Consider the following 20,104-nt stretch of genomic DNA (forward strand, 5'->3'; position numbering starts at 1 on the left):
CGCCGCAGCGTGCCGTCGAGGGCATGGGCATCGACGACCGGCTGGATGCCCCGGACTTCGCCGCCCGGTACCACCAGGCCGTCGAGGACTACCACGAGCAGCTCGCCCTCGAACGCCGCAAGAAGCTCCGCGTTGCCTGACCCTGGTCGTTGAACGTACGGCGCTGTACCCCCGGGTGCAGCGCCGCTTCATGCTCAGGCCCCGTGGCACCACGGACACGACTGGGTGGCAGCAGCGCCACCGGAACTCGGTCGAAGGTCAAGGCTGGCCCTGACTACGGTGAGTGCCTGCTGCAGGGCACTGGTAGTGGTGAGTGCCCGGCGGGGGGCAGCAGCCAGTACGGGCCGGGTGGCGCCTGTTTGTGGTCGGGTGGGAGAACCACGTGGGTGGTTTCACCCAGGACCGTGGCCTGGGGAACGCCCAGGACCGGGTGATTCCGGGCGGGACGACGAAGTACATCGTGCGGCCGGCCGGGTCCATGATGATCGGTCCGGCCGCGGTGCCGAGCCGTTCGACGGCCTGGAGTCCGAGGAATCGGCTGACGCTGACGGCGTCCCATTCCTGACCGCCCGAGTCAGGCGGTGTCCCGTCTCAGATGATCTGGTTCGAAGTCGAGGCTGTGACCAGCGCCGACCAGATCAAGTGAGACGCTGCGGTGCCGGAAATCTCAAGCAAGCTGGCCCCAGGATTGCGGATAGCGGACCCTGTCTCAGGCGATCTGGCGAGCGAACAGGCCACCATCCGCGCCGTCGACATCGAACCCGACAAGCACGGCCGGACCCCCGTACACCCTGATCACTCCCGAAGGCACCGCACTGGTCCGCCTCCAGTTCATCGGCGATGTCCGGATCCCCAGGTCTCGGCGGCGTTCCGGTGTGCAGCTCGGGTCACACGGGCCCGTGTCCCGAGGTGGAGTTGATGGCCGCCTGTACCGCTTCCAGCAGCGCGGCCAGGCCATGGGCCTGCTCCCATTCCGCGGCCGTGTAGCGCCAGATGTGGCTCCCGCCCGGGAATTCCGGCCGGCCATGCGTGATCTCCACAATCCGCTTCCCCTTCCGGTCGGGGCCGGTGACGCGTAGGTGCAGGTGCCGTATGTGGAAGCGGATAGGGTTACCACCGAAGATCTCCAGTATCCGACCGTCGAACGAGTAGAACTCTCTGCCGACCGTGGTCGTGATCTCGTCGTTCATGGGGGGAACCCTATGCACGGTGATCAGTCGGTGCCAGACCCCTGTCGCGCACCACTTCCATCACCGCCCCCGCCACCGCGCCCATGCGGCGTCTGCGAAGGTCCGCTTCGGAGCGTCTCGGCAGCGGGAACTCCCAACCGTCCTGGGCGATGACCTTGGCCGTGGTGAGGCCCGCGAGGAGGCTGGTGCGGTGCCAGTCGACCACGTACGACCTGCCGTTCGGGCTGAGACACAGGAGCAGCAGCACCCCGCGCCGCGGGCCCTCGCCTCACACCTCACAGGACCCCCGCCCGCCTGGGGAAACGGGTTGTGACAGGAGCAGCCGGCGGATCGGTGGTCGGTGGGGGCGGGGCGGTGCGGACGTCGCGGACGGCCTGGCGGACCACGGCGCGCACCGTGGGCTCATCGAGGGCCGTCAGGCCGCTGTGGGCGAGTGTGGCGAGTCGGCGGGTGATCAGCTCCGCGCCGTCGTCGGAACGGGTGGAGACGTCGATCAGGGCGCGCTGGGAGAGGCCGTAGTCGATCGCGGCCGCAGCGGCCGGGCCTGTGTCTCGCGTGCGAGACATCTCGGTGCCGGTGGCGACCGCGTCGTGGATCGCGTTCAGGGCGCGAGCAACGTCCAGGAGCCGGTACGCCTGCGCGCGGGAGATACCGAACTCCGCCTGGCAGTACGACTCCCACGAGGCGTGGCCCAGTGGCAGCCAGACGCGGGCGGCGTGCGCGTCGCGGACCCGGGCGGCGAGTACCGCCACGGAGCGCCGGACGTTGTCCATCGCCTCGCGCAGCCCGGCCGTCATCTCCCGGGCCTGCGCCGTCTTGAGCGGCGGCCGCGCCGGTTCGGCGACGTGCTCCTGGTCGTGCTCACCCATGACTCCATCGTCCTCCGCGTCGGCGGGCTGGGCCAGGACGTATGGAAGCAGGGCCGCGAGCCGCCGCCGTGTCCTGCGTATTGAGCCGAACGCGGGAACTGGGCTGTGACGCCGCGTCGTGCGCCCGTCGTGCGCGTTCTTCAGGGCATGGATCTGGTAGTCGAAGAGGCCGCGGTGACCATCAAGGTGCTGTCGGTGGGCGGCACGCGGATGTCGAAGGCCATCTACAGCCAGTTGCCCCTGCGCCCCTTTTTGAATGATCGCGACTGCACGGTGCAGGGCCGGCTCTGGGGAACCGTGATCGAGCCCAAGTGCTGTCACCGCGCGTACGGCCGGGACCACTGGCACGTCGTACACGAACACGAGGGCGAGCTGGCGGTGTGGTCGCTACAGCAGGGAGCGAAGAACGCTCCGTACAACCTGGTCGTCGGTGGCCCGTACGAGCCGGGGTCCCATGTCGACGGGGATTTCCTGGACGCCTGCGCGCTGGACACTCACCGGGGCTCCGCCGGCTTCTTTCAGGGCCGGGTGTTCGATCTGATTCGCGACGAGCAGGTCGCGATGACGATTGAGGAGACCAAGGTCTACCTGACGTGCTCGGCCGCCGTGCTGCGGCTGCGGACCGCCCGGAAGGAACACGCCGCCGCCGAGCAAAGGGCTGCCGGTCTCGGGTGGCCCACGGCCAGCGGCATGCCTGACTGGCGTGCCGAAGCCATCGAGAAGGCCGGGCAGGAGCTGAAGGCCGCCGAGGAATGCCTGGCACGGCTGTGCGGGCAGCGCGAGCGCAGCGCCCAGGACCTGTATGTCGATCTGGTCGCGGATGTTCGCCGCATCAAGCTGGCCCGGGAGAACTACGGGGCGGCCTTGGAGGCGGTCGAGCAGCTGCCCCAGTTGTTCCTGGGCGCCTGACCCGTGTCCGCGTCGCCTGTATCCGGAGCGTGAACATGCCTGTGTTGCACCGAGCGAGGCGCTCGCCCCCTGGTGGTTGTTCACCAGAACGTAGTCCTCGACACCGAATTGAGCGTCACCAGCCGCTTTCTCTACGTCGTTCTGCAGGCTCAAGTGGATGACGACATCAGCGTGAAGGACATGGCCCCGTTGGTTGGGCTGAAGGACGAGCAGCAGTTGTGTCCGTTCTTTGACGAACTGGTCGGCGCCGGGCTCGTGGAGACTCGCCCTCACCGCGGCCGGCCGCCGGGCGTCCTGGTCTACCAATCCCCGCTGTCGCCAGAACGCCGTATGCACGGGTGTGTCCCGTGCGGGCGGTGCGGTGAGTGCTCCTGCGAGCACACCAAAGGGATCTGCCGGGCCTGTGACGAGATCGGCCGCGTCGAGAAGGCGGCCCAGAAGGATGTCGACCGTTGGAAACGGAGACGAGACGAGGGAGCCACCTATGCCATTGGACGGCAGGCTGCCCGGTTGCACCGCTGGGACTGTCCGGCTTGAACTCGCCGGAGAAAAACCTGGAACAGCTGGCAATCGCACGCCCCTACGCCCGTAAGGCCGGCGGACTCCACTGGTCCCGTCTGCCCGACCTGTACACCGCGCAGGAACTACGGCTGCAGGGCTGCCGGAAGCGGCTGTGCGGCATGTGCGGGCCCGACTCGCTCGAGAACACGTGGTGCCGCTCAGGTGGTGCCGCTTTTCCGTTGTCCGACGCAACAACCCCGACATGATGCCGGTGGCATCGCCCTGGCACCCGAGGCGAAACGGACCCTCCCGTGACACCTACCCCGGCCGCCGAAGCAGTGCAGTACGCCAGCGACGTCACCCTCGCCGACGTCGACGCGATGTGGGCCTTCCTTGAGAAGCGGACCAGCGACCTGTCGCTCCGCCACGACAGCGACCCCGCCGAGCGCCGGATCGCGCAGGCCCTGAACACTGCGGTGTTCGACCACTTCTACGCCGCGCAGAAGATCTTCGACGTGGACGACGGCTCTGCCGAGATGCTGGGCGCCCGGCAGCAGCGCTGGAACGAGCTCTGCCGAATCCTGGCACCGTGGCGGGACACCGAGGGCTACGACACCGCCCGTTGGCGGCAGGTGCGCCACTGTGACGAGCGACAGGCCTCCGAGATGGCGGCGTACGAGGCCAAGCGGAAGGCCGAGATGGCGGCGTACTACCGCGAGCGGCTGTGACGACGGGCCTTCCCCCGGACTCCGACTCCGGGCTGATACCCCGTGCCCGGGGGCGTGGGTGCCGCTCGGCGAGCGGCGGGCCGAGCGGCACGGGATCGAGGTGGCCCGCGCCTGGCCGAGGCCGAGGACCTGGCCGACGCGGTAAGGAAATGCCCCGCATCCGTTGGCGCCCGCGCCATCTACCTGCGCGGCGTCGAACACGGGGCCAACCAGTGGGCCGCCGCTCAAGTCCGCGTCGCCGAGGACGACGCCCCGCGTCCGGGGCGGACTTCCCCGTTGGGTATCCTGAGCGCCCCAACTGCTCAACCAGTCTGCGGTCGGCGCCAGCCCGGCGCGCAGTGCCCGGCGCTCCCGGTGACAACTATCGTGCTTCGGCTCATCAGCTGAGCCGAAGCTCAGGAGTTGTCACCAGCGGGCTCGGATGAGCTGGCGAATGAGATCGGTCGAAGCAGTCTGGTTGTCACAGGCGAGGCATCCGACTTGTCACACACGGTCATTCAGCAGTCCTTCTGTCACCAGAAGCGAAGATCGAGAGCCTGCGACCCTTGCGCACCTCGCACCGTCTTACCTGACCAGGAACTTCACCGATCCGAAGTGATCGACGCCGCTCTGACCCGGTTCGAAAATGGCCACGACCGCACCGTCCTGGCAGTCCGTACCCCGGTACAGAACGGCAAGGCGGTCGGTGTGGTTGGTCGGCCGGTTTGCTTCAGCCTGCGTGTTGTAGCAGCGACCGTCCTCGGGATCGGTCAGCTCGAATCCCTGCCACCACCCGTCCACGTAGTAGACGAAAGATCCTCGCGCCGCCTGGGCGGGCGCCGCAGACACGGTGCACAGGGCCGCGGCGGCAACGGCCGCAGCCAGCGCCTTTCGGAGGTTCTTCATGAAATCGCTCCCTCAGGGACGTCTTGCGGGCGGCCAGTGTGTCCGCCCGGATACGCCCGCGGGGCGACCGTCACCCGAATGGCCGTGAAACGATCCCGCCTCACTCACCGGAGCTACCCCTCGCCCCATAAACCCCGTCCTTGTGATCGCCTAGCGCTTTACCTCTCACGCCGGCCGGCGGGTGCGTCAATTTATCGGCTGATCTTGGTTTGAAGTGTTCAGTGGGCGGCCGAGGCGAGCCGGACTTCGCAGGTGATCTGGAAGGCATTCAGCGGCGCCTTCCAGCGCATGGTGAGTAGACAACGGCATGTGTCCCTGCACGCGACGCCTTGATCGCTGGGTGCGCCTTCGTCGTCTGGGACGGCCTGGTTCCTGCCGACCGGCTTGCTCACACCTACCGGAGGCGTCTCCGCCATATCCGGAGGCGCGGCCAGCCGACATTGCCCCTCGCCGTGACCGTTGACCAGCTCTTGGAGGCGGAAGGAGAGTTCCTCCACATCGGTCAGATCGTCGCGAGGGATTCGTCATGGACGTTCATGATCTTCCTCAACGCCGCTGCCTCTCAAGTGCTGGCCTGTACCGGCTCTGCCAGAAGCCCGGCTCCGGCAGAGCCGGGCTCCAACCGAGGTGACATCAAGGGTGCCTTTGTGACACCTATCGTGCTTCGGCTCATGGGCGGGTGTGACTGGGCATTCGAGTTGGCATCATCCGCCAGATGACGTGCTCAGTACGGGGTGGTGCTCAGGGGGCACGGAAGTCCTTCGTGTACGGGTACGTCACGTGGGTGCAGCCGCGCCGCTTCGTGATGTCGTCAACGTACGCGCGGAACAGGGCCGACAGCGTCTGGGGGCTGAGCACGTTGTCATAGGTGTAGCTGGAGCTGAGGGTGTGCAGGGCGGGCTTGCCGTCGCAGATGGAGGAGGCCCACCACGCGCCGCTTGCATGTCCGGCCGTTCCCGCTGTGATGATCTTGTCCTCGCCGCCACGGACGTCGTATCCCACCGTGCGCGCCTCTGCGCCGAAGTAGGAGACGGTGCGCAGCCACCACGGCGAGTGAGTGAGCGCACTGCGTGCGTAATCTTGGTCGTCGTCGTGCAAGCCGTCGGCGATACGGCCCACCTGGTCGGGGCTGACCGCTAGAAGGCAGCTTTCGATGGGGGTCGCGTCCAGCGCAGGTGCCGCGAGGGCGCGGTCGGGCAGCCGGCCTTGCCCTCGCTCCTCGATGTGTCGGGCAAACCAGCGGCATGAACCGTCCGTCGCCTGCGCGGGGCGGAGGTCAGACGGTACGGACGCCAACTGGTGGTCAGGCAGGGCGGGCAGCTGGCTCTGGCAGCCGATCCGGTCGGTGAGCTCTTCGGTGGCCGAGCGGGCGATGTGGGCGAGGCGCTCACGGTCCGCTGCGGAGATGTCCTCGTAGTCGGCGCGGGCTGTAACGTTCAGCAGCTTCGGGGCCGTCGCGCGGCTGCCGGGGCCGCACTCGGCGCGGATGGTGGTGTACCAGTTTCCGTACCGGCCCAGGGTGCCATCGCCGATTGGTCGTGGTTCGGGGCGCCGGTCGGCGATCGCGGTGACATCGGATTTCTGACTGCCGCGACTGTCGCGGAACGGCTCGAGATCGGTGTCATCACCGATCCAGTGCAACGGCTCGGAAGTGTCACTGCCCCGCACCGCCAAGGTGAACAGGCCCGTGGTCCTACCTGGACCAGGCACCTTGTAGACGGTGCAGGAACCGGGCAGCTCGCCCACATCGAGCCTGAACTCGTCGTAGTCGCTGCCCTTTGCCCGGACCATCCCGCCCTGCAGGTCCATCACCGCGGACGCGGACACAAGCCGATCACACGCCGCGCTGATGTCGCGCTCGCTGGAAGCGCGGTCCCGGATGTCATCGAACGTCAACCAGCCCGCATACAGACTCAGCCCGATCCCGCCATACGCCGTCCACTGCCACAGCCTGATCCACCCAGCGCGCATCGCACATCCCCCCTCGGAACCCGTCCGGCGCGATCACTGCCGCCCGGGCATCGAGCGTAGATGTCCGGCCTCAGGCAAGTCGAGGCAGGGCGCTGACCTGCAATGCCGCAACTTGCACGGAATGACTTGCTGCACGTCATGTCCAGCGGCCGGGTGTGACTGAGCGCGTCCACACGCCAGGGGGACCCCGTCACCTGCCGGAAAGCCCGCGCGCCAACTGAACTGCTCACTGATGCCAACTCAAGTGCACAAGTGCCAACCGAGCTGCACAGTCACAGCGGGTGTGACCGAGCGTCCCAGTTGGCCCGGCTGAGCACCGCAGTTGGCCACTGGATGCCGCCCTGGGTGCAACTTCACGCTTATCGGAAGCCGAGGTGCGGATCGGTGCCGACCAGCTCACTGCTGGCCGCCCAGAGGCGGGCGGCGGTGGCCGGGTCGGTCATATGAGAGGGGACGGGCTCACGCCGTGGTGCGCCACGCAGCCCGAAGACCCTCGGCCCCCAGAGCTGCCCTCCCTGCACCTCCGAGTCGAGGACGGCACGGACAACGGGCCATGCCCCGGCGTCCTTGCCCTGCACCAAGAGTCCGGCGGGCAAGGCGCGCAGCCGTTGGCTGGGGGTTGTCACGCGTACCGGTGGGCGGGACGGGGTGAGGGAGTCCAGTGCGCCGCCGGGGTGGGCCACCACACTGAGCACCGTGCTGCCGACTGCGCGCAGGCGGCGATCGAGTTCGAAGCCGAAGCACATCTGCGCCAGCTTCGATCGGCCGTAGGTGCGCTTGGGCCGATAGTCCTTGGTCGACTGCAGATCGCTCAGGTCCAGTCGCTCGGACCGTGCCGCGAAGCTTCCCACTGTCACGATGCGGCCTGCCGGCGCTGCGGACAGCAGTGGGGCCAGCCACTGGGTGAGCGCGAAGTGGCCGAGGTGGTTGGTGCCGAACATCAGCTCGTGGCCGTCCTCGGTCTCTCGACGCGGCGGGTCGTCGAGCGCGACCCCTGCGTTGTAGATGACCGCGTCGAGATGCTCGAGGTCCAGCCTGTCCACGGCGGTCTTCAGGGATGACAGGTCGGCGAGGTCCAGTTGAAGGTGCCGCACGTGCGCGCCGGAGACGCGCGAGCGGATCGAGGCCATGGCGGCGTCGGCCTTCGCAGTGTCCCGGCTGCCGAGTACGACGACGGCACCAGTGGCGGCGAGCTGCTCCGCGACGAAGTAGCCGATCCCGGCGTTACCTCCGGTGACCAGGAAGATCCTGCCCTCGGCAGACGGCAGCCACTGTACGTTCCACGGTCGGCTCTGGGATGCGGAAGACACGATGACAGGCTCCTTGCGCTCGGGACAGCGTGCTCATGGGGAGCACCAACCCGCCCAAGGTCGCAGCCTCCACCGACACATCGCCGACAACTCACGTTCACCGCCGACAGGCATCCGATACCCCTCCGGAGAACTACAGAGAGCAAGGAGGTCGCTACGTCATGACCGGCGCAGAACTGAGCGCGAGCGCGGCCAGGCGAAGCACTCGGTGGCCAACTCGGGTGCTCAGTCACAGCGGGAATTCAGCGGCCATTCTTTCGCTCCTATTTAGTAGTCGAGGTCCAAATAGTCGATGTCGTTGATTTCCACGTCCGACAGTCCCATAGCGCGACCGCCGCCGTCCTGGAAATAGACTTCCTTAAATCCTTCGGCGATGATTCCGCGCATCTCCCGGTCGCTGGCTCTCGTGTCGCGGGCGTCGAACAGGCGTTGCGCGTACGTCGCGGGGAGGTGGACGGTGAGGCGGCGGAAGCGGCCGTCGTCGGTCGTGCCGACCGGCGCGGTGTAGCCGAACCGGGCCCTCGTCTCCACGATGATCCCGCCGGTGGCGGCGGCCTGTTTCCGCTTGCGCTTGCGGACCTGCGGCTGCCAGCGGGACCGGACGGCGCCGTCGATCTACGCTGCGATGTCCTTCGGCGGGTGTTTGCGCTCGCCCCTGCGGTAACGCTCCACCGACCGCTGGCTGACCCCGGGCTCCGCCGCGACGGCCTTGATCGTCTTGAGCTGCTTCATCAGGAAGTTGATGCGGCCCTGGAGCGTCTTGGGCGGCTCCCGGGTGAATGCCTCCCGGTCGGCCCGCTCGATCGCGTCCTCGATCTCCCCCACCGGTCAGCTCCCGTCCGTGAGCGCGCTGTGGCGGTAGCGGTTGCGGATCAGCTGGGCGCCGGTGGCCGGGGCGAGGTCCACGACCAGGCGCTCGCCTACACCCGAGGCTGAAGTGGCGCCGGGCGTGAGGTAGCCGACAGTGCGCAGCTCGCCGACCGCCTTGCGGTAGGCGTCGCGTCCCTCGGCGGCCCCGCGCTCATTGCGGGTGAGGGAGACCAGCTCACTGATCGTGGGTTCCTGTCCCGGGAGGTAGCCAGTGGCGAGTTCGGCGAGGACACCGCGGGCGCGCCAGGTCAGGCGCATGTCCCGCATTGCCTGCGCGAAGAGGGCCGGATCGTGGACGGGCGGGGTGGAGGGGACCGGCCACTGCGGAACGGCGGTGTCGGTTTCGGTGCTGTTCATCGGGTGCGGCTCCTTCGGTGATTTTTCCGGTGAGTACGTGCCGGGGTTCGCCCTATTCGCCTTCGTCGAGGACGACGTCGTATAGGTTCCCGCCGCCCTTGTCATCTCGCACCGCGGCTACCTGCTGCTTCTGCCGGTGTCTCATGCCATGTCCCCGAGGCTCTGTCTCAGCTCGGTGGCATTTCTTCATGCCGCCTCGCTTCGCTGGTGCTGATCCGGGTTCCAGGTCTGATCGAACCAGGTGATGAAGTCCATCACGGTTCCGACCCGGGCGATCCGCTCGTGGATGGCCCGCTGATCGTGGCCAGGAAGGAAGTCGCCCCGGCTGATCGGCTTACCGCATCCGCAGTTGCACTCCCGATCGTCCAGAGGGGAATTGAAGTAGGTGATGGGGTTCTGCTGAGAGCCTTTGGGGGCGGGCTGACCGACATAGAGATCGTGAACCGGGTGCCCGGGACCGAGGAAGCGGCCTTCGAAGGCGCGTCGCCCGCCGGGAACATCGACAACTCGGTCGATCTCGATGGCCTGGCGGATGATCCCACCCCCGCTGACGACGGCGAAGCGTTCTCGTTCGACGCGATCTCCGGGCATCACCCACACGCCGCGGGCAATCTCGAAGAGCTGCCGGCCGGACAGTCCGTCCGTCCAGCCGATCTGCGATCGCCCGAGGGGGTCACCGTTCGGGTCGCGAAGCTGCTTCTTGCCCAGAGTGATCTGAATCATCGCGCCTCCTTGGGGGACCATCCCTTAACGGGGTGTCGTGGTCTAAGGTAGCCGACCACAGACTAGACCATCAAGCCTCGTTATAGCGGGGCCTGGCAGTGTCTCAGTAGGTTGCTCAGAGCGCGTTGGGGACGCTTCCATTCAGTTCCTCGCGAAAATCGGCCTGCGATCAGAGCGCGCGAACGGGCAGCACGGCGGGATGCCGGATCTGCTGTGGGACAACGTCAAGAACTTCTTCGACCCTGACCTGATGAGTGCTCTGCCCGATGTGTTCGTGGCCGGGACCTCGGTCGAGGACTGGCAGGCAGTATTCGATCTGGTGCGGCCGAGCGGGTGAAGGTGGGAGTACTTGGAGGGGGCGTCGTGAGGTCGTTGCCGACGACCGCGGAGGTGCTGACATGCCCACCGGGCGCCGAGACGGTCAACCTGCGGGTCTGGCCGACCCCGGACGTGCTGGCGATCTTCCGGCCGGGCTCTGCTGACGGGAGTGACCTCGACGTCGACCTACGGGAACTGCAGGGCCAGGCAGGGGTGGACATCCTGTGTGGATTCTTGAGCACGATCGGGCGCAAGTTGGACAAACCAGTGGTCCTGACGGCCGAAGGGGACTGGGGCCATCCAGTGCTCGGGTTCGACCCCCTTGGCCGATCGCGTAGTGCTGCTTGCGGATCCCCAGTTCAGTTGACCGCTGTGGCTGGCCAAAGACAACAGCTGTTTGTGCGACTGGTAGCCCGCCATGACAGCTGGTGTCATGATGCGTCATGTCCAGGGGACGGGGGAGGCGATGTTGGGTTCGTCGATGATGCGGCGTCAGAATCTGGTGCGCGCGGGGGGCATCGGCGCGGGCTTAGCGGTGGTCGCCACAGCGGTGCTGACGACGAGCAGCGTCGCGGTGTGGGCAGGCGGAGTAGTCGTGGCCGCCGGGACCACGGTTGCGACGAATCTACTGGTGAAGGTGGCGGATCAGGTGCGGCGCGCGCCTGCGCTGTTGACCGCGTCCGTCGAGACGGTGGCGACCGACTACATCGTGCTCCCCGACCTTGAACGGGGAACAACCGATCTGGTGCCGGAGAGCGGCCACGTCGTGCGGGTCACTGTGCAGACCTCATCGACCGGGGCGGTGGTGCTGTCAAACGCGATCCCGGAGATAGTGTCCCGCCAGGTGATCGCCCCTGGTGCAGCGCGGATGCCGCGCCAAGGTGTGCTCGACGTCCGCCCCTTCGACCTGCGGCTGGACAAGAGGCGGCCGAGGCTCGAACCAAGTGGGGCCTGGGACTTCCCGTTCAAGATCACGTCGACCGATCCCGAGGTCCTGTCGATCCGCGCCTACACCGTCGGCCATGACGTGCAATGGCGCCTCACATTGCACTGGATCGGGCCGGACGGAAGCGCCGGCGAGACGGTCATCGGCGCGGCCGGCGTTGACAGTGAGCCCTTCCGGACCGCCGGCCTTCCCCGGGGAGCGTGACGCCGTTGCCTCCCGAGCTGGAACGCGAAAAGGGACCGGATCTCACGGAGCTTCTCCGCACGGGGATCGAGGCCGCCGAGAGGTACCGGCGGGAGGGCTCGGAAGATGACGGTGACACAGCGGATCACTGCCTACGCCAGGCGCTCGACCTCGCTGCCCGGGAAGACCCTTCGGCAGTCCCCGCGTACCTGTCTGAGATAGCCGCGTTCGACCTCGCCATCCATAAGCGGCTCAGTGGCCGCGAGGCACTCGCCGACGCCTACCGTCTGATGATCGAAGCGTTCCTTCGGTCCAGGTCCACCGACGGAAGTGAGGAGTTCCGAGGACGCACAGACCTGGTCCTCCGGACGGTGCACGGCGCCCTCGATCCCACCGTGCTCGCGGACGCAGACTGGTTCATCGCCCTGAACCGGCAGCTCCTCGCCCGCCTGGGCGAGCAAGCCATCGTCCTTCAGGAACTCTCGATCGCCTCGAGCTGGAAGGCGCAGATCACCCAGGCTGAACCGGACATCCTCGCCATGGCGGAGGCCGCCGAGCAGGCCGCGGTCTGGTACGACGAAGGCCCGGCACCGGCGTTCGTGCTGCGGGCCGCGGCGGATGGCTGGCACACACTCGGTTCGCGGCAGAGGAATCCCGACCTGATCCGAAAAGGGATCATCTACTGGCGAAGGCTCGCAGACCAGGTCGGCGCCGCTTCCGTCGGCGACCTGGCCGAGCTCGCCCTGGCCCTGCTCCAAGTCCACTACGAGGCCCCGGACGACAGCCTGCGGCGCGAAGCGCTCGAACGGCTCGGCCAACTTCGCGCCCTGGAGGAACAGGAGGGCGGTGCGGACGACCGACTGAGTGCTGTGGCAGGCACGATCCTCTGGATCATCCACTGGGAGTACACCCGGGACCAGGACATGAGCCACTTCGACGAGGCCATCGACTTCGGCGAATGGTGCCTGAAGCGGATTCCCGCCTCGCATCCGTCCCGGCCAAAGCTGATGAACGACCTGGCGGACTGTCACTGGGTGCGGTACGGAGACTCGCGTCTGTCGGCCGAGTACGACCGGGCCCATGAGTTGAGCTGTCTGGTCCTGGAACTGGCTTCCCCGGGATCGCCGGAGTACCAGAAGGCCGACCAGCGCATGCCCAGCGTGATAGAGGTCCAACGCGGGATGAAGAGTGGTGGACTGGGTGATCGGGACGTGATCGCTCCCATCGGAGCCATTCACACGTTCGGTGGGCCGATACGCCTGCCCGTCGCAGAGTGGAGAGCGTCCGAGACATCACCGGTCACGTGCAAGATGACGTCAAGGTTCGCATCCGCGTTGACGAAGGCCCCGGGCACCCGGACGGGGCCGGCTCCGGAGGTCATTCCGGCACGCACACACGCCGTAGAAGTGATCATCGAGGCACCGCAGCACAGCGAGGTCGCCATCGTGGCACTGCGGACTGTGGTCGAGGCCCGGAAACCGATGACGATCGCCGACTCGATGCTCTGCCGGCCGGGCCCGCTTGCTGTGCACTTCGATGTCGACCTCGATGAGGATCCGCCGACCGTCCGGACCGCTGACGGCTCAGATCTCGACGTCCGGTCGCTCGGAACACTACCGCGCGGCGAGAAGGGGCTGTTCACGCTGGTGGCGCGGACCCGGTCGTGGGACATCACCTGGCGCTTCAAGGTGGACTGGAAGTGCGGCCAACACTCCGGCGTGTTTACGTCGCCGCAGCTGAGGACCACAGGCGAGACGGGTTGGCGCCGATTCGACCCGGCGGGCAAGGCAGAGCCGGCCAACCCCGAGGGCCTCCCCAGCATGACCTATTGATGGAGCGTCATCTCCCCGAAAGGCTGCCGCCTCCACCGGGGTGTCGGCCGGGCAGATCGTGCCGCCGGGCCAGGTAACTGATCATCCCGGCGGAGAACCCCGTCTCCTTGGCGATGTCGCTGCAAGAGCGTCCGGCGGCCCGCTGAGCGCGGAGCCAGTCGAGGTCGATCTGGCGCCAGCGGGTCGCTTTCCCGTCGCGCTTCGTTCGTAGTCGCGGGCCAGGACCACGATGGCGTCGACAGTCACGTCGGCGTGCTCCGCAATCCACTTCAACGAGCGGTACTCGTCGAGGAAGAAGCCCGCGAACTTGTCCCTGGGGAGGGCCACACGAGCCCGGCGAAGGGTCGCTCCTCTTTCCCACTTCGCGCTCTTCCTTTCCCCGGGAGGGGCCGGCTGCTCTTGCAGGACGAACCGGACAGCGTCATGACTGACGCCCAGGCGGCGGGCGGCTTGGGCTGTAGTCAGGAATTCGTCCCTGATGAGCCGGTGCAGGAGGTCGAGGTCGATGTCCCGCAGGTCGCACCCGGGCAACTCGAGATCGCGGATGATGTCCGTCGGAGGCTGCCAGGACGGCGGTTCGCCGTGGATTCCCTTGCGGGTGAGGAACTCGCCTGCGTGTCCTTCGAGTTGACTCACCAGCGCGGGGGTGAGATCCGTTTCAAAGGTCCGCAGCATGGTCCGCAGTTCCCAGGTGCTGGGCGCGTAGGTGGTCGGGGCGAGGGTTGCCGGGAGTCCGCTGACCCGTTCGAACCCAGCGCTCGGGCGAACTGGTGCCGCCGCACGCCGCCGGCGTCGAATCCGATGTCCCGGCAGAGCTGCCCCCAGGTGTCCAAGGGCAGCAGGTCCCGGTAGTCGATCGCGCGGCGGCGCTCGTAGTCGATCGGTGATCCCTCCTGGTCGAGATAGTCCGCCAGCACGGACAGGCCAGGACTGATCGCCTTCCAGTGCCCCTGCTTCGTGAGCCGGGACGCCATGTGGGGGCCCAGCCTGACTTCCGCGGGCGCTTGAAGGAGCCGGGCCGCTGTGGTGAAGTCTCCCGCGCCGCCGATGAGCACGAGGTAACACGAGAGGGCCGGGCGGATCGTGCGCAAGAGGGTCCCGGTCAGGGGACTCAGCCGCCCGGACCAGGCCGGCCAGAGCTGCGTCGGGGTCTTGCCAGCCCGCTCGGTGACCCGCTTTGCCGCAGTGGGGCCCGGCCTGCGTGGCAGCCGGTCCGCGGTTCGGTAACGCAGCTGGTCAGTGTGCTTGAAGCGCGGTGCCAGCGTCGCGAGGTGGATCGCGTCGAATATCGGGCTGGTGTGGCGCCACCGGTCCGCGACCTTGAGCGGAACATTGCCGTCGGCGTCGCTGGTCAGGTGGCGAAGGGCGGCTCCGGCCCGGTGGGCATCGCCTTGCTCGAGGATGTGCAGGGCCGCGCTGACGGCGAGGGCGACCGTCGCGGCCCGCTGTGGGGCCAGACGGCCCGGGCTGGTGACCTCGGCGGCGTCGAAGGACCACGCCTCTGCGGCAAGGGCTGCTGATGCAACGCCAGGATCTCCGGCGGGACGAATCCTGTCAGCCGTTCAGGGACGCGGCGCAGGAGGATCGAGGCCAGCGCCCGAAGATCACCGAACAGCGCAAGACTGGGCTGGGGATTGTCCTGGTGGACACCGAAGTCGGCCTGCCCGGACGAGATCGCCTTCTCGATGAGCTCCTGGGCTTCAATCGTGGCCCCCCGTGCGGTGAGTTCGACAGCGGGAACCTCCTCGAACGGCTGGCCGCAACGCGCGCGCTGCGGATCGCCCTCCGCCGGGCTGTGGCAGCTGCCCGGACCGAGCGCGTGCCGGGTGGTCGCCGGGAAGTGGCGCGGCGTGCGGCGGCAGCGCGGGCAGGCGTCGACCAGCAGCAGGTGGTGGTCGAGGCAGGCGAAGGACCAGCCGAGCCTCCAGCTCAGCAGCCATCTGCCGCCGCTCTCGGCCAGGCAGGCCGGGCAGTAGCGGGAACCGCGCGCCTGTCCCCAGACATACCTCGCCTCGACCCGGCGCCGCTGGGGGTCGACCACGTGGACCCGCCGGTCGTAACGGGCCAAGGTCATGGCGTGCACCTGCGCCTGAGTGGCGCCGGCGGTCCAGGCGAGGGCCGCCGCCTGGTCCGCATCAAGGAGGGTGACCAGACGGCCGAGAATGCCCGAGTCCACCGGCCCGGACGGGCCGCGGTGCAGCAACCCGACCGAGGTCAGGACATCCCCGGTGGTGGTTCCCAGACGGTGAAACCGGTCACGGGCCGCGGCCAAGCGGCGAGCGAATTCAAGTGCCTCCTCGCTCACCGGCATCTCCCGCCCCGGCGCGTGCTCCCAGGCCAGCGCATGCCACCTGCGGTCGGCGGGATCGCGGAAGTAGACCGAGCTGATGTCGTCCGGGTTCACCGCGATCGGCCACTTGCCGTACCGCTCGCCGCTGAGCAGACCTCGGTAGGGGTCCAAGGCGGCACCGTTGTAGCGGCGCGCGCCCCCGCCGGCCTTCGACACACAGCTCTACAAGCGGCGCAACGTCGTGGAACGCTGCTTCAACCGGCTGAAGTCCTACCAGGCAGCCATCACCCTCGCATCACTCCTGATGTGGGCGTGACATTTGAAGACACGACCTAGCGGACCCGACTGCACGGACAGGACGCCCGCCGATGCCCTTTCGCCCCGAGCCTCGCGCAGACCCTGCCGCACACCGCCGGTACCAGCGCCACTACACCGGCACCGCCGGGAGGACCTCGGCGAGCATCTGGCGGCGCAGTATCCGGGCGGTGTACGCCGAAGCGTATGGTATCGCCGCTAACGGATTGATGTTAGCGTTGCTTCCGGGGGGTGAAGCATCGCTACCCCAGCTGAAACAAGGAGCACCGCCATGAGCGAGCAGCCCAGCACCTCCACCGCTTCCACCATTAGCAGCGCTTCCACCCGCGTCGCGATCGTCACCGGAGGATCGCGTGGAATCGGCCGCGAGACCGCCGAGCGGCTTGCCGCCGAAGGATTCGCTGTCGTCGTGAACTACGCGGGCAACCAGTCCGAGGCCGACAAGGCCGTCGGCGCGATCACCGAGGTGGGCGGGCAGGCGATCGCCGTCCGTGCCGACGTGGCCGACGAAGCCGAGGTGGCGGCCCTCTACGACGCCGCCGAGGCCACATATGGCGGAGTCGACGTCGTCGTGCACGCGGCGGGCGTCATGACCCTGGCCCCGCTGGTCGACCTCGACCTCGACGCCCTCGACCGGATGCACCGCACCAACATCCGCGGCACATTCGTCGTCGCCCAGCAGGCCGCACGCCGGCTGCGCGCGGGCGGCGCGATCATCAACTTCTCCAGCTCCGTGCTGGCCCTCGCCATCCCCGGCTACAGCGCGTACGCCGCCACCAAGGGCGCCGTCGAGGCCATGACCCTGATCCTGGCCCGCGAGATGCGCGGCCGGGACATCACCGTCAATGCCGTGGCCCCCGGCCCGACTGCCACCGCCCTGTTCCTGGACGGCAAGGACGAAGAAACCATCGCGCGGATGGCCGCCCAGCCGCCGCTAGAGCGCCTCGGCACGCCCGAGGACATCTCCGGGGTCGTCGCCTTCCTCGCCGGACCGGCCGGTCGCTGGGTCAACGGCCAAGTGGTCCGGGCCAACGGCGGCATCGCGTAATTCCCGGCAGACTCCTCCCTCCTCCCTCCTCCTTCCTCTCTCCTCCCTCTTGGAGTTCCGTCATGAGCAAGGCGATCCTCATCACCGGCGCCGGTTCCGGCTTCGGTGCCCTCTCCGCCCGCGCGCTCGCCCTCGCTGGGCACACGGTTTACGCCGCGGTGCGTAACACCACCGGCCGCAATGCGCAGCGGGTCGCCGAGGCGAAGGCGTACGCCGCCGAGCACCAGGTGGATCTGCGCACGGTCGAGCTGGACGTCCTCTCCCAGGAGTCGGCCGACGCGGCCATCGCCACGGTCCTCGCGGAGGCGGGCGCCCTGGACGTGGTCGTCCACAACGCGGGACACATGGTGACCGGCCCGACCGAGGCCTTCACGCCTGAGGAACTGGCCGCGGTGTACGACACGAACGTGCTCGGCACCCAGCGCGTCAACCGCGCCGCACTGCCGCACCTTCGCGCCCAGCAGCACGGCCTCGTCCTGTGGGTCGGCTCCACCTCCAGCAGGGGCGGCACCCCGCCCTACCTGGCGCCGTACTTCGCAGCCAAGGCCGCCATGGACGCACTCGCGGTGTCGTACGCCGCCGAACTGGCCCGCTTCGACATCGAGACGACCATCGTGGTGCCGGGCGCCTTCACCTCCGGCACCGACCACTTCGCCACGGGCGGTCGCCCCTCCGAGCGGACGGTGCTCCCGGCGTACGAGGAACGGTACGGCGCGCTAATGGACCAGGTCGGCGAGCGCCTCGCCGCCCTCGCCCCGGCCGACGCGGACGCGTCGCTCGTCGCCGACGCGATCGTCGAGGTCGTAGGCACTCCGCACGGTGAGCGGCCGTTCCGGGTCCACATAGACCCGGCGAACGACGGCTCAGAGGAGGTCAGCCGAGTCGCGGACCGCATCCGCGCCGAGTTCCTCACCCGCGTCGGCCTCGACGACCTCCTGGCCCCGCACAAGGTGTCCGTGTGACCTCGGGTAGCGTCGCTACCGTGAGTACGAAAGCGCGCATTCTCGAAGTGGCGGCCGTTCTGGTCGCGGAATCCCCGAACGGGGATGTCTCGACCAGGGCTGTGTGCGAGGCGGCCGAAGTCGGTGCTCCCGCGCTCTACCGCCACTTCGGCGACAAGGAGGGCCTGCTGTCGGCGGTCGTCGACAGCGGCTGGGAGAAGTACCTTGCGACGAAGCGTGTACGCCGCCCCGGCACGGACCCCGTCCAGGACCTGCGCGACGGCTGGGACACCCACACGGAGTTCGCCCTCCAGAACCCGAACCTCTACCGCCTCATGAACTCCCCGGCGATGCGCACCCCGCCGGCCGCGGCCCTCGAGTCCCACCAGATCCTCACGTCCGACCTCCAACGCGCCGCCGAACGGGGAAAGTTGCGCCTGACACCGGAACTCGCCGCCCAGATCATCATGTCTGCCAACGTCGGCGTGGCCCTGATGCTGGTCTCCCGCCCGGTGACCTTCACCGACAAGACGGTGTCGCGCCGGGTACGGGATGCGGTGCACGCGGTGGTCTTCACACCGGAGGTGATGGGGGCGGCTGCCGGTGCAGGCGCAGCCTCGGACTCGGGCGCAGACGCAGACGCAGACGCAGGGGCGGCCGACGGTGGTGAGGTAGAGGTACCGGCGACCGCGGCCCGCCTGGGCGCGATGCTCCGTACGTCCCCGAGCCCGGCCTTTACCCTGGCCGAATCGGGCCTGTTGTCGGAGTGGCTGGACCGCCTCTCCAACACGCCAGGGGAGTAGAGGGGGCGCATCGAGCGAACCTGACGAACGTCCGGCGGTAGGTTCAGTCGCCTTGGCGGAACCCACTTAGACCGTGTCCTACATGGCCGCTCAGTGATTCTGCTGGGCATGAAGAGTGGCTGATGGCGGAGGTGCGGTCACCCTGTGCGGGTTGGTGGGGCCCTTACTGCCGCCGGTGCTGGGGTGCCCGGAGGGTGAAAGGGCGCTGTTGAGCGACACTGAAAATGCCTACGGGTGCGGCACTGAGGATGCCGACGAACGAGGACGAAATGCCCCGCTGGGAATAATCCCAACGGGGCGGTTGTCGGTGAGGTGTCGTTTTGGTCGGCAAGGTGTCGGGGCGGTTCATGTGGGCTTTGCGCGTCACCTGGCAGCCAGGTGACTGGACGTCACCTTCGTGTGAGGGCAGTGCTGGCGTTGATGGCCCAGTGGTTGGCTTGTAGAACTCGGTCCGCGAATGTCATATTGCGTTCGTCGATGAACTGGAAGCCGAGAGATCGGCAGATGCCGTTCGAAGGGCCGTTGCTCGTTGCCGGAAATGCGTGCACGAGCCCCCAGCGGTCCTCGTCCCGTGCCTGTTCGAGCAAGGTGCGGACCGCGAGTTTGGCCAGTCCGCGTCCCTGGAATTCCGGCAGGACCATCCATCCGATCTCCGACATGGGCCCGTCCTCGGCGTCGTGAGACCATATGGTCACCGTTCCCGCCACGACTTCAGGTGCGGCGGGGTCAGGGATGATCATCTTGGTCCAGTCGCGATCTGCCGCTGCCTTGTGGACGTCGCGTCGGACTTTGTCCTCCATACCTTCGCGTGGCAGTGGTCCGCCGAGGTCGGCCATCATGGCGGGATCGCACCGCATTCTGACGTATGCATCGACGTCATCGAGCTGGACGTTGCGCAACTGCATTGACTTCTCCTTGCTCCCTGACTGCTCAAATGATCCGACATGACGACCATTGGCGGTCTCGTGTCTCCTTTGCGCGGTCTGAAGCGGCCCTTCGGCGACCCGGCAGCCAATCCGCCGGGTCTGTCAAACGAGCGGTGTAACTCAGGTTGTTGGAGTTACTGGCGTGCTGCGGAGAGCCGGCCGTCGAAGGTGATGTCGAAGGCGTTGAGT

The 20,104-nt window shown here is 67.8% G+C and carries 19 protein-coding genes and 3 pseudogenes; 10 read left to right on the top strand and 12 right to left on the bottom strand.

Annotation, left to right across the window (positions count from 1 at the left end; translation table 11 throughout):
• Positions 1–887: 887 nt before the first annotated feature.
• Genes ACFVX4_RS31730 through ACFVX4_RS31740 form a run of 3 tightly spaced genes read right to left on the bottom strand, consistent with a single transcriptional unit; the run spans position 888 to position 2,059 of the window.
• Positions 888–1,190: a hypothetical protein gene (locus ACFVX4_RS31730; protein WP_389983836.1), complete on the bottom strand. Its 303-nt coding sequence runs from the start codon at positions 1,188–1,190 to the stop codon at positions 888–890.
• A gap of 10 nt (positions 1,191–1,200) precedes the next feature.
• Positions 1,201–1,437 (bottom strand): hypothetical protein, encoded by a 237-nt coding sequence (locus ACFVX4_RS31735; RefSeq protein WP_389983839.1) that lies wholly within the window; start codon positions 1,435–1,437, stop codon positions 1,201–1,203.
• Positions 1,438–1,465: 28 nt separating this feature from the next.
• The gene (locus ACFVX4_RS31740; protein WP_389983842.1) at positions 1,466–2,059 is read right to left on the bottom strand and encodes a hypothetical protein; all 594 of its coding nucleotides are present in this window, start codon (positions 2,057–2,059) and stop codon (positions 1,466–1,468) included.
• A 147-nt stretch (positions 2,060–2,206) separates the two neighbouring features.
• On the opposite strand from ACFVX4_RS31740, the gene ACFVX4_RS31745 reads away from it, so the two are divergent.
• The 3 genes from ACFVX4_RS31745 (at position 2,207) to ACFVX4_RS31755 (ending at position 4,197) form a co-directional block, all read left to right on the top strand.
• The gene (locus ACFVX4_RS31745) at positions 2,207–2,968 is read left to right on the top strand and encodes a hypothetical protein (protein ID WP_389983845.1); all 762 of its coding nucleotides are present in this window, start codon (positions 2,207–2,209) and stop codon (positions 2,966–2,968) included.
• Between the two features lie 72 nt (positions 2,969–3,040).
• On the top strand, positions 3,041–3,505 hold the full coding sequence (locus ACFVX4_RS31750; RefSeq protein ID WP_389983848.1) for a hypothetical protein: 465 nt from the start codon (positions 3,041–3,043) through the stop codon (positions 3,503–3,505).
• A gap of 275 nt (positions 3,506–3,780) precedes the next feature.
• The gene (locus ACFVX4_RS31755; protein ID WP_389983851.1) at positions 3,781–4,197 is read left to right on the top strand and encodes a hypothetical protein; all 417 of its coding nucleotides are present in this window, start codon (positions 3,781–3,783) and stop codon (positions 4,195–4,197) included.
• 564 nt (positions 4,198–4,761) lie between these two features.
• On the opposite strand, the gene ACFVX4_RS31760 is transcribed toward ACFVX4_RS31755, so the two are convergent.
• The 6 genes and pseudogenes from ACFVX4_RS31760 to ACFVX4_RS31785 form a co-directional block, all read right to left on the bottom strand.
• Positions 4,762–5,082, bottom strand: a complete 321-nt coding sequence (locus ACFVX4_RS31760; protein ID WP_389983854.1) for a hypothetical protein — start codon at positions 5,080–5,082, stop codon at positions 4,762–4,764.
• Between the two features lie 741 nt (positions 5,083–5,823).
• On the bottom strand, positions 5,824–6,978 hold the full coding sequence (locus ACFVX4_RS31765; protein WP_389983857.1) for a hypothetical protein: 1,155 nt from the start codon (positions 6,976–6,978) through the stop codon (positions 5,824–5,826).
• Between the two features lie 434 nt (positions 6,979–7,412).
• Positions 7,413–8,363 (bottom strand): SDR family NAD(P)-dependent oxidoreductase, encoded by a 951-nt coding sequence (locus ACFVX4_RS31770; protein WP_389983860.1) that lies wholly within the window; start codon positions 8,361–8,363, stop codon positions 7,413–7,415.
• Between the two features lie 267 nt (positions 8,364–8,630).
• Positions 8,631–9,188: pseudogene (gene tpg / locus ACFVX4_RS31775) on the bottom strand (telomere-protecting terminal protein Tpg).
• A gap of 3 nt (positions 9,189–9,191) precedes the next feature.
• Positions 9,192–9,590 (bottom strand): hypothetical protein, encoded by a 399-nt coding sequence (locus ACFVX4_RS31780; RefSeq protein WP_389983863.1) that lies wholly within the window; start codon positions 9,588–9,590, stop codon positions 9,192–9,194.
• A gap of 186 nt (positions 9,591–9,776) precedes the next feature.
• Positions 9,777–10,313, bottom strand: a complete 537-nt coding sequence (locus tag ACFVX4_RS31785; protein WP_389983866.1) for a hypothetical protein — start codon at positions 10,311–10,313, stop codon at positions 9,777–9,779.
• Positions 10,314–10,512: 199 nt separating this feature from the next.
• On the opposite strand from ACFVX4_RS31785, the pseudogene ACFVX4_RS31790 reads away from it, so the two are divergent.
• The 3 genes and pseudogenes from ACFVX4_RS31790 to ACFVX4_RS31800 all read left to right on the top strand — a co-directional run bounded on the left by ACFVX4_RS31790 (position 10,513) and on the right by ACFVX4_RS31800 (position 13,592).
• Positions 10,513–10,998 (top strand): annotated as a pseudogene (locus ACFVX4_RS31790) (hypothetical protein).
• Positions 10,999–11,064: 66 nt separating this feature from the next.
• The gene (locus ACFVX4_RS31795; RefSeq protein WP_389983869.1) at positions 11,065–11,781 is read left to right on the top strand and encodes a hypothetical protein; all 717 of its coding nucleotides are present in this window, start codon (positions 11,065–11,067) and stop codon (positions 11,779–11,781) included.
• A complete protein-coding gene (locus ACFVX4_RS31800) occupies positions 11,778–13,592 on the top strand; it encodes a hypothetical protein (protein WP_389983872.1) in 1,815 nt (604 codons plus the stop codon). Before ACFVX4_RS31795 ends, ACFVX4_RS31800 begins: the two co-directional genes overlap by 4 nt.
• Before the next feature lie 81 nt (positions 13,593–13,673).
• Here the strand turns inward: ACFVX4_RS31800 and ACFVX4_RS31805 are convergent, their stop codons facing one another.
• Positions 13,674–14,267: a hypothetical protein gene (locus ACFVX4_RS31805; RefSeq protein ID WP_389983874.1), complete on the bottom strand. Its 594-nt coding sequence runs from the start codon at positions 14,265–14,267 to the stop codon at positions 13,674–13,676.
• 676 nt (positions 14,268–14,943) lie between these two features.
• On the bottom strand, positions 14,944–16,053 hold the full coding sequence (locus ACFVX4_RS31810; RefSeq protein WP_389983877.1) for a TniQ family protein: 1,110 nt from the start codon (positions 16,051–16,053) through the stop codon (positions 14,944–14,946).
• 28 nt (positions 16,054–16,081) lie between these two features.
• Here ACFVX4_RS31810 and ACFVX4_RS31815 point away from each other — a divergent pair.
• The 4 genes and pseudogenes from ACFVX4_RS31815 to ACFVX4_RS31830 form a co-directional block, all read left to right on the top strand.
• Positions 16,082–16,198: pseudogene (locus ACFVX4_RS31815) on the top strand (IS5/IS1182 family transposase); the annotation flags it as partial.
• 270 nt (positions 16,199–16,468) lie between these two features.
• Positions 16,469–17,245, top strand: coding sequence for an SDR family oxidoreductase (locus tag ACFVX4_RS31820; RefSeq protein ID WP_389983880.1), 777 nt, complete (start codon positions 16,469–16,471; stop codon positions 17,243–17,245).
• 62 nt (positions 17,246–17,307) lie between these two features.
• On the top strand, positions 17,308–18,207 hold the full coding sequence (locus ACFVX4_RS31825; RefSeq protein WP_389983883.1) for an SDR family NAD(P)-dependent oxidoreductase: 900 nt from the start codon (positions 17,308–17,310) through the stop codon (positions 18,205–18,207).
• Positions 18,208–18,227: 20 nt separating this feature from the next.
• Positions 18,228–18,989: a TetR/AcrR family transcriptional regulator gene (locus tag ACFVX4_RS31830; protein WP_389983886.1), complete on the top strand. Its 762-nt coding sequence runs from the start codon at positions 18,228–18,230 to the stop codon at positions 18,987–18,989.
• A gap of 389 nt (positions 18,990–19,378) precedes the next feature.
• Here ACFVX4_RS31830 and ACFVX4_RS31835 read toward each other — a convergent pair whose 3' ends face one another.
• Entirely contained in the window at positions 19,379–19,894 is a 516-nt protein-coding gene (locus ACFVX4_RS31835; protein ID WP_389983889.1) for a GNAT family N-acetyltransferase, read from the bottom strand.
• Positions 19,895–20,104 lie beyond the last annotated feature (210 nt).

Source organism: Streptomyces sp. NPDC058240, assembly GCF_042882135.1.
In the GTDB taxonomy this organism is placed as follows: domain Bacteria; phylum Actinomycetota; class Actinomycetes; order Streptomycetales; family Streptomycetaceae; genus Streptomyces.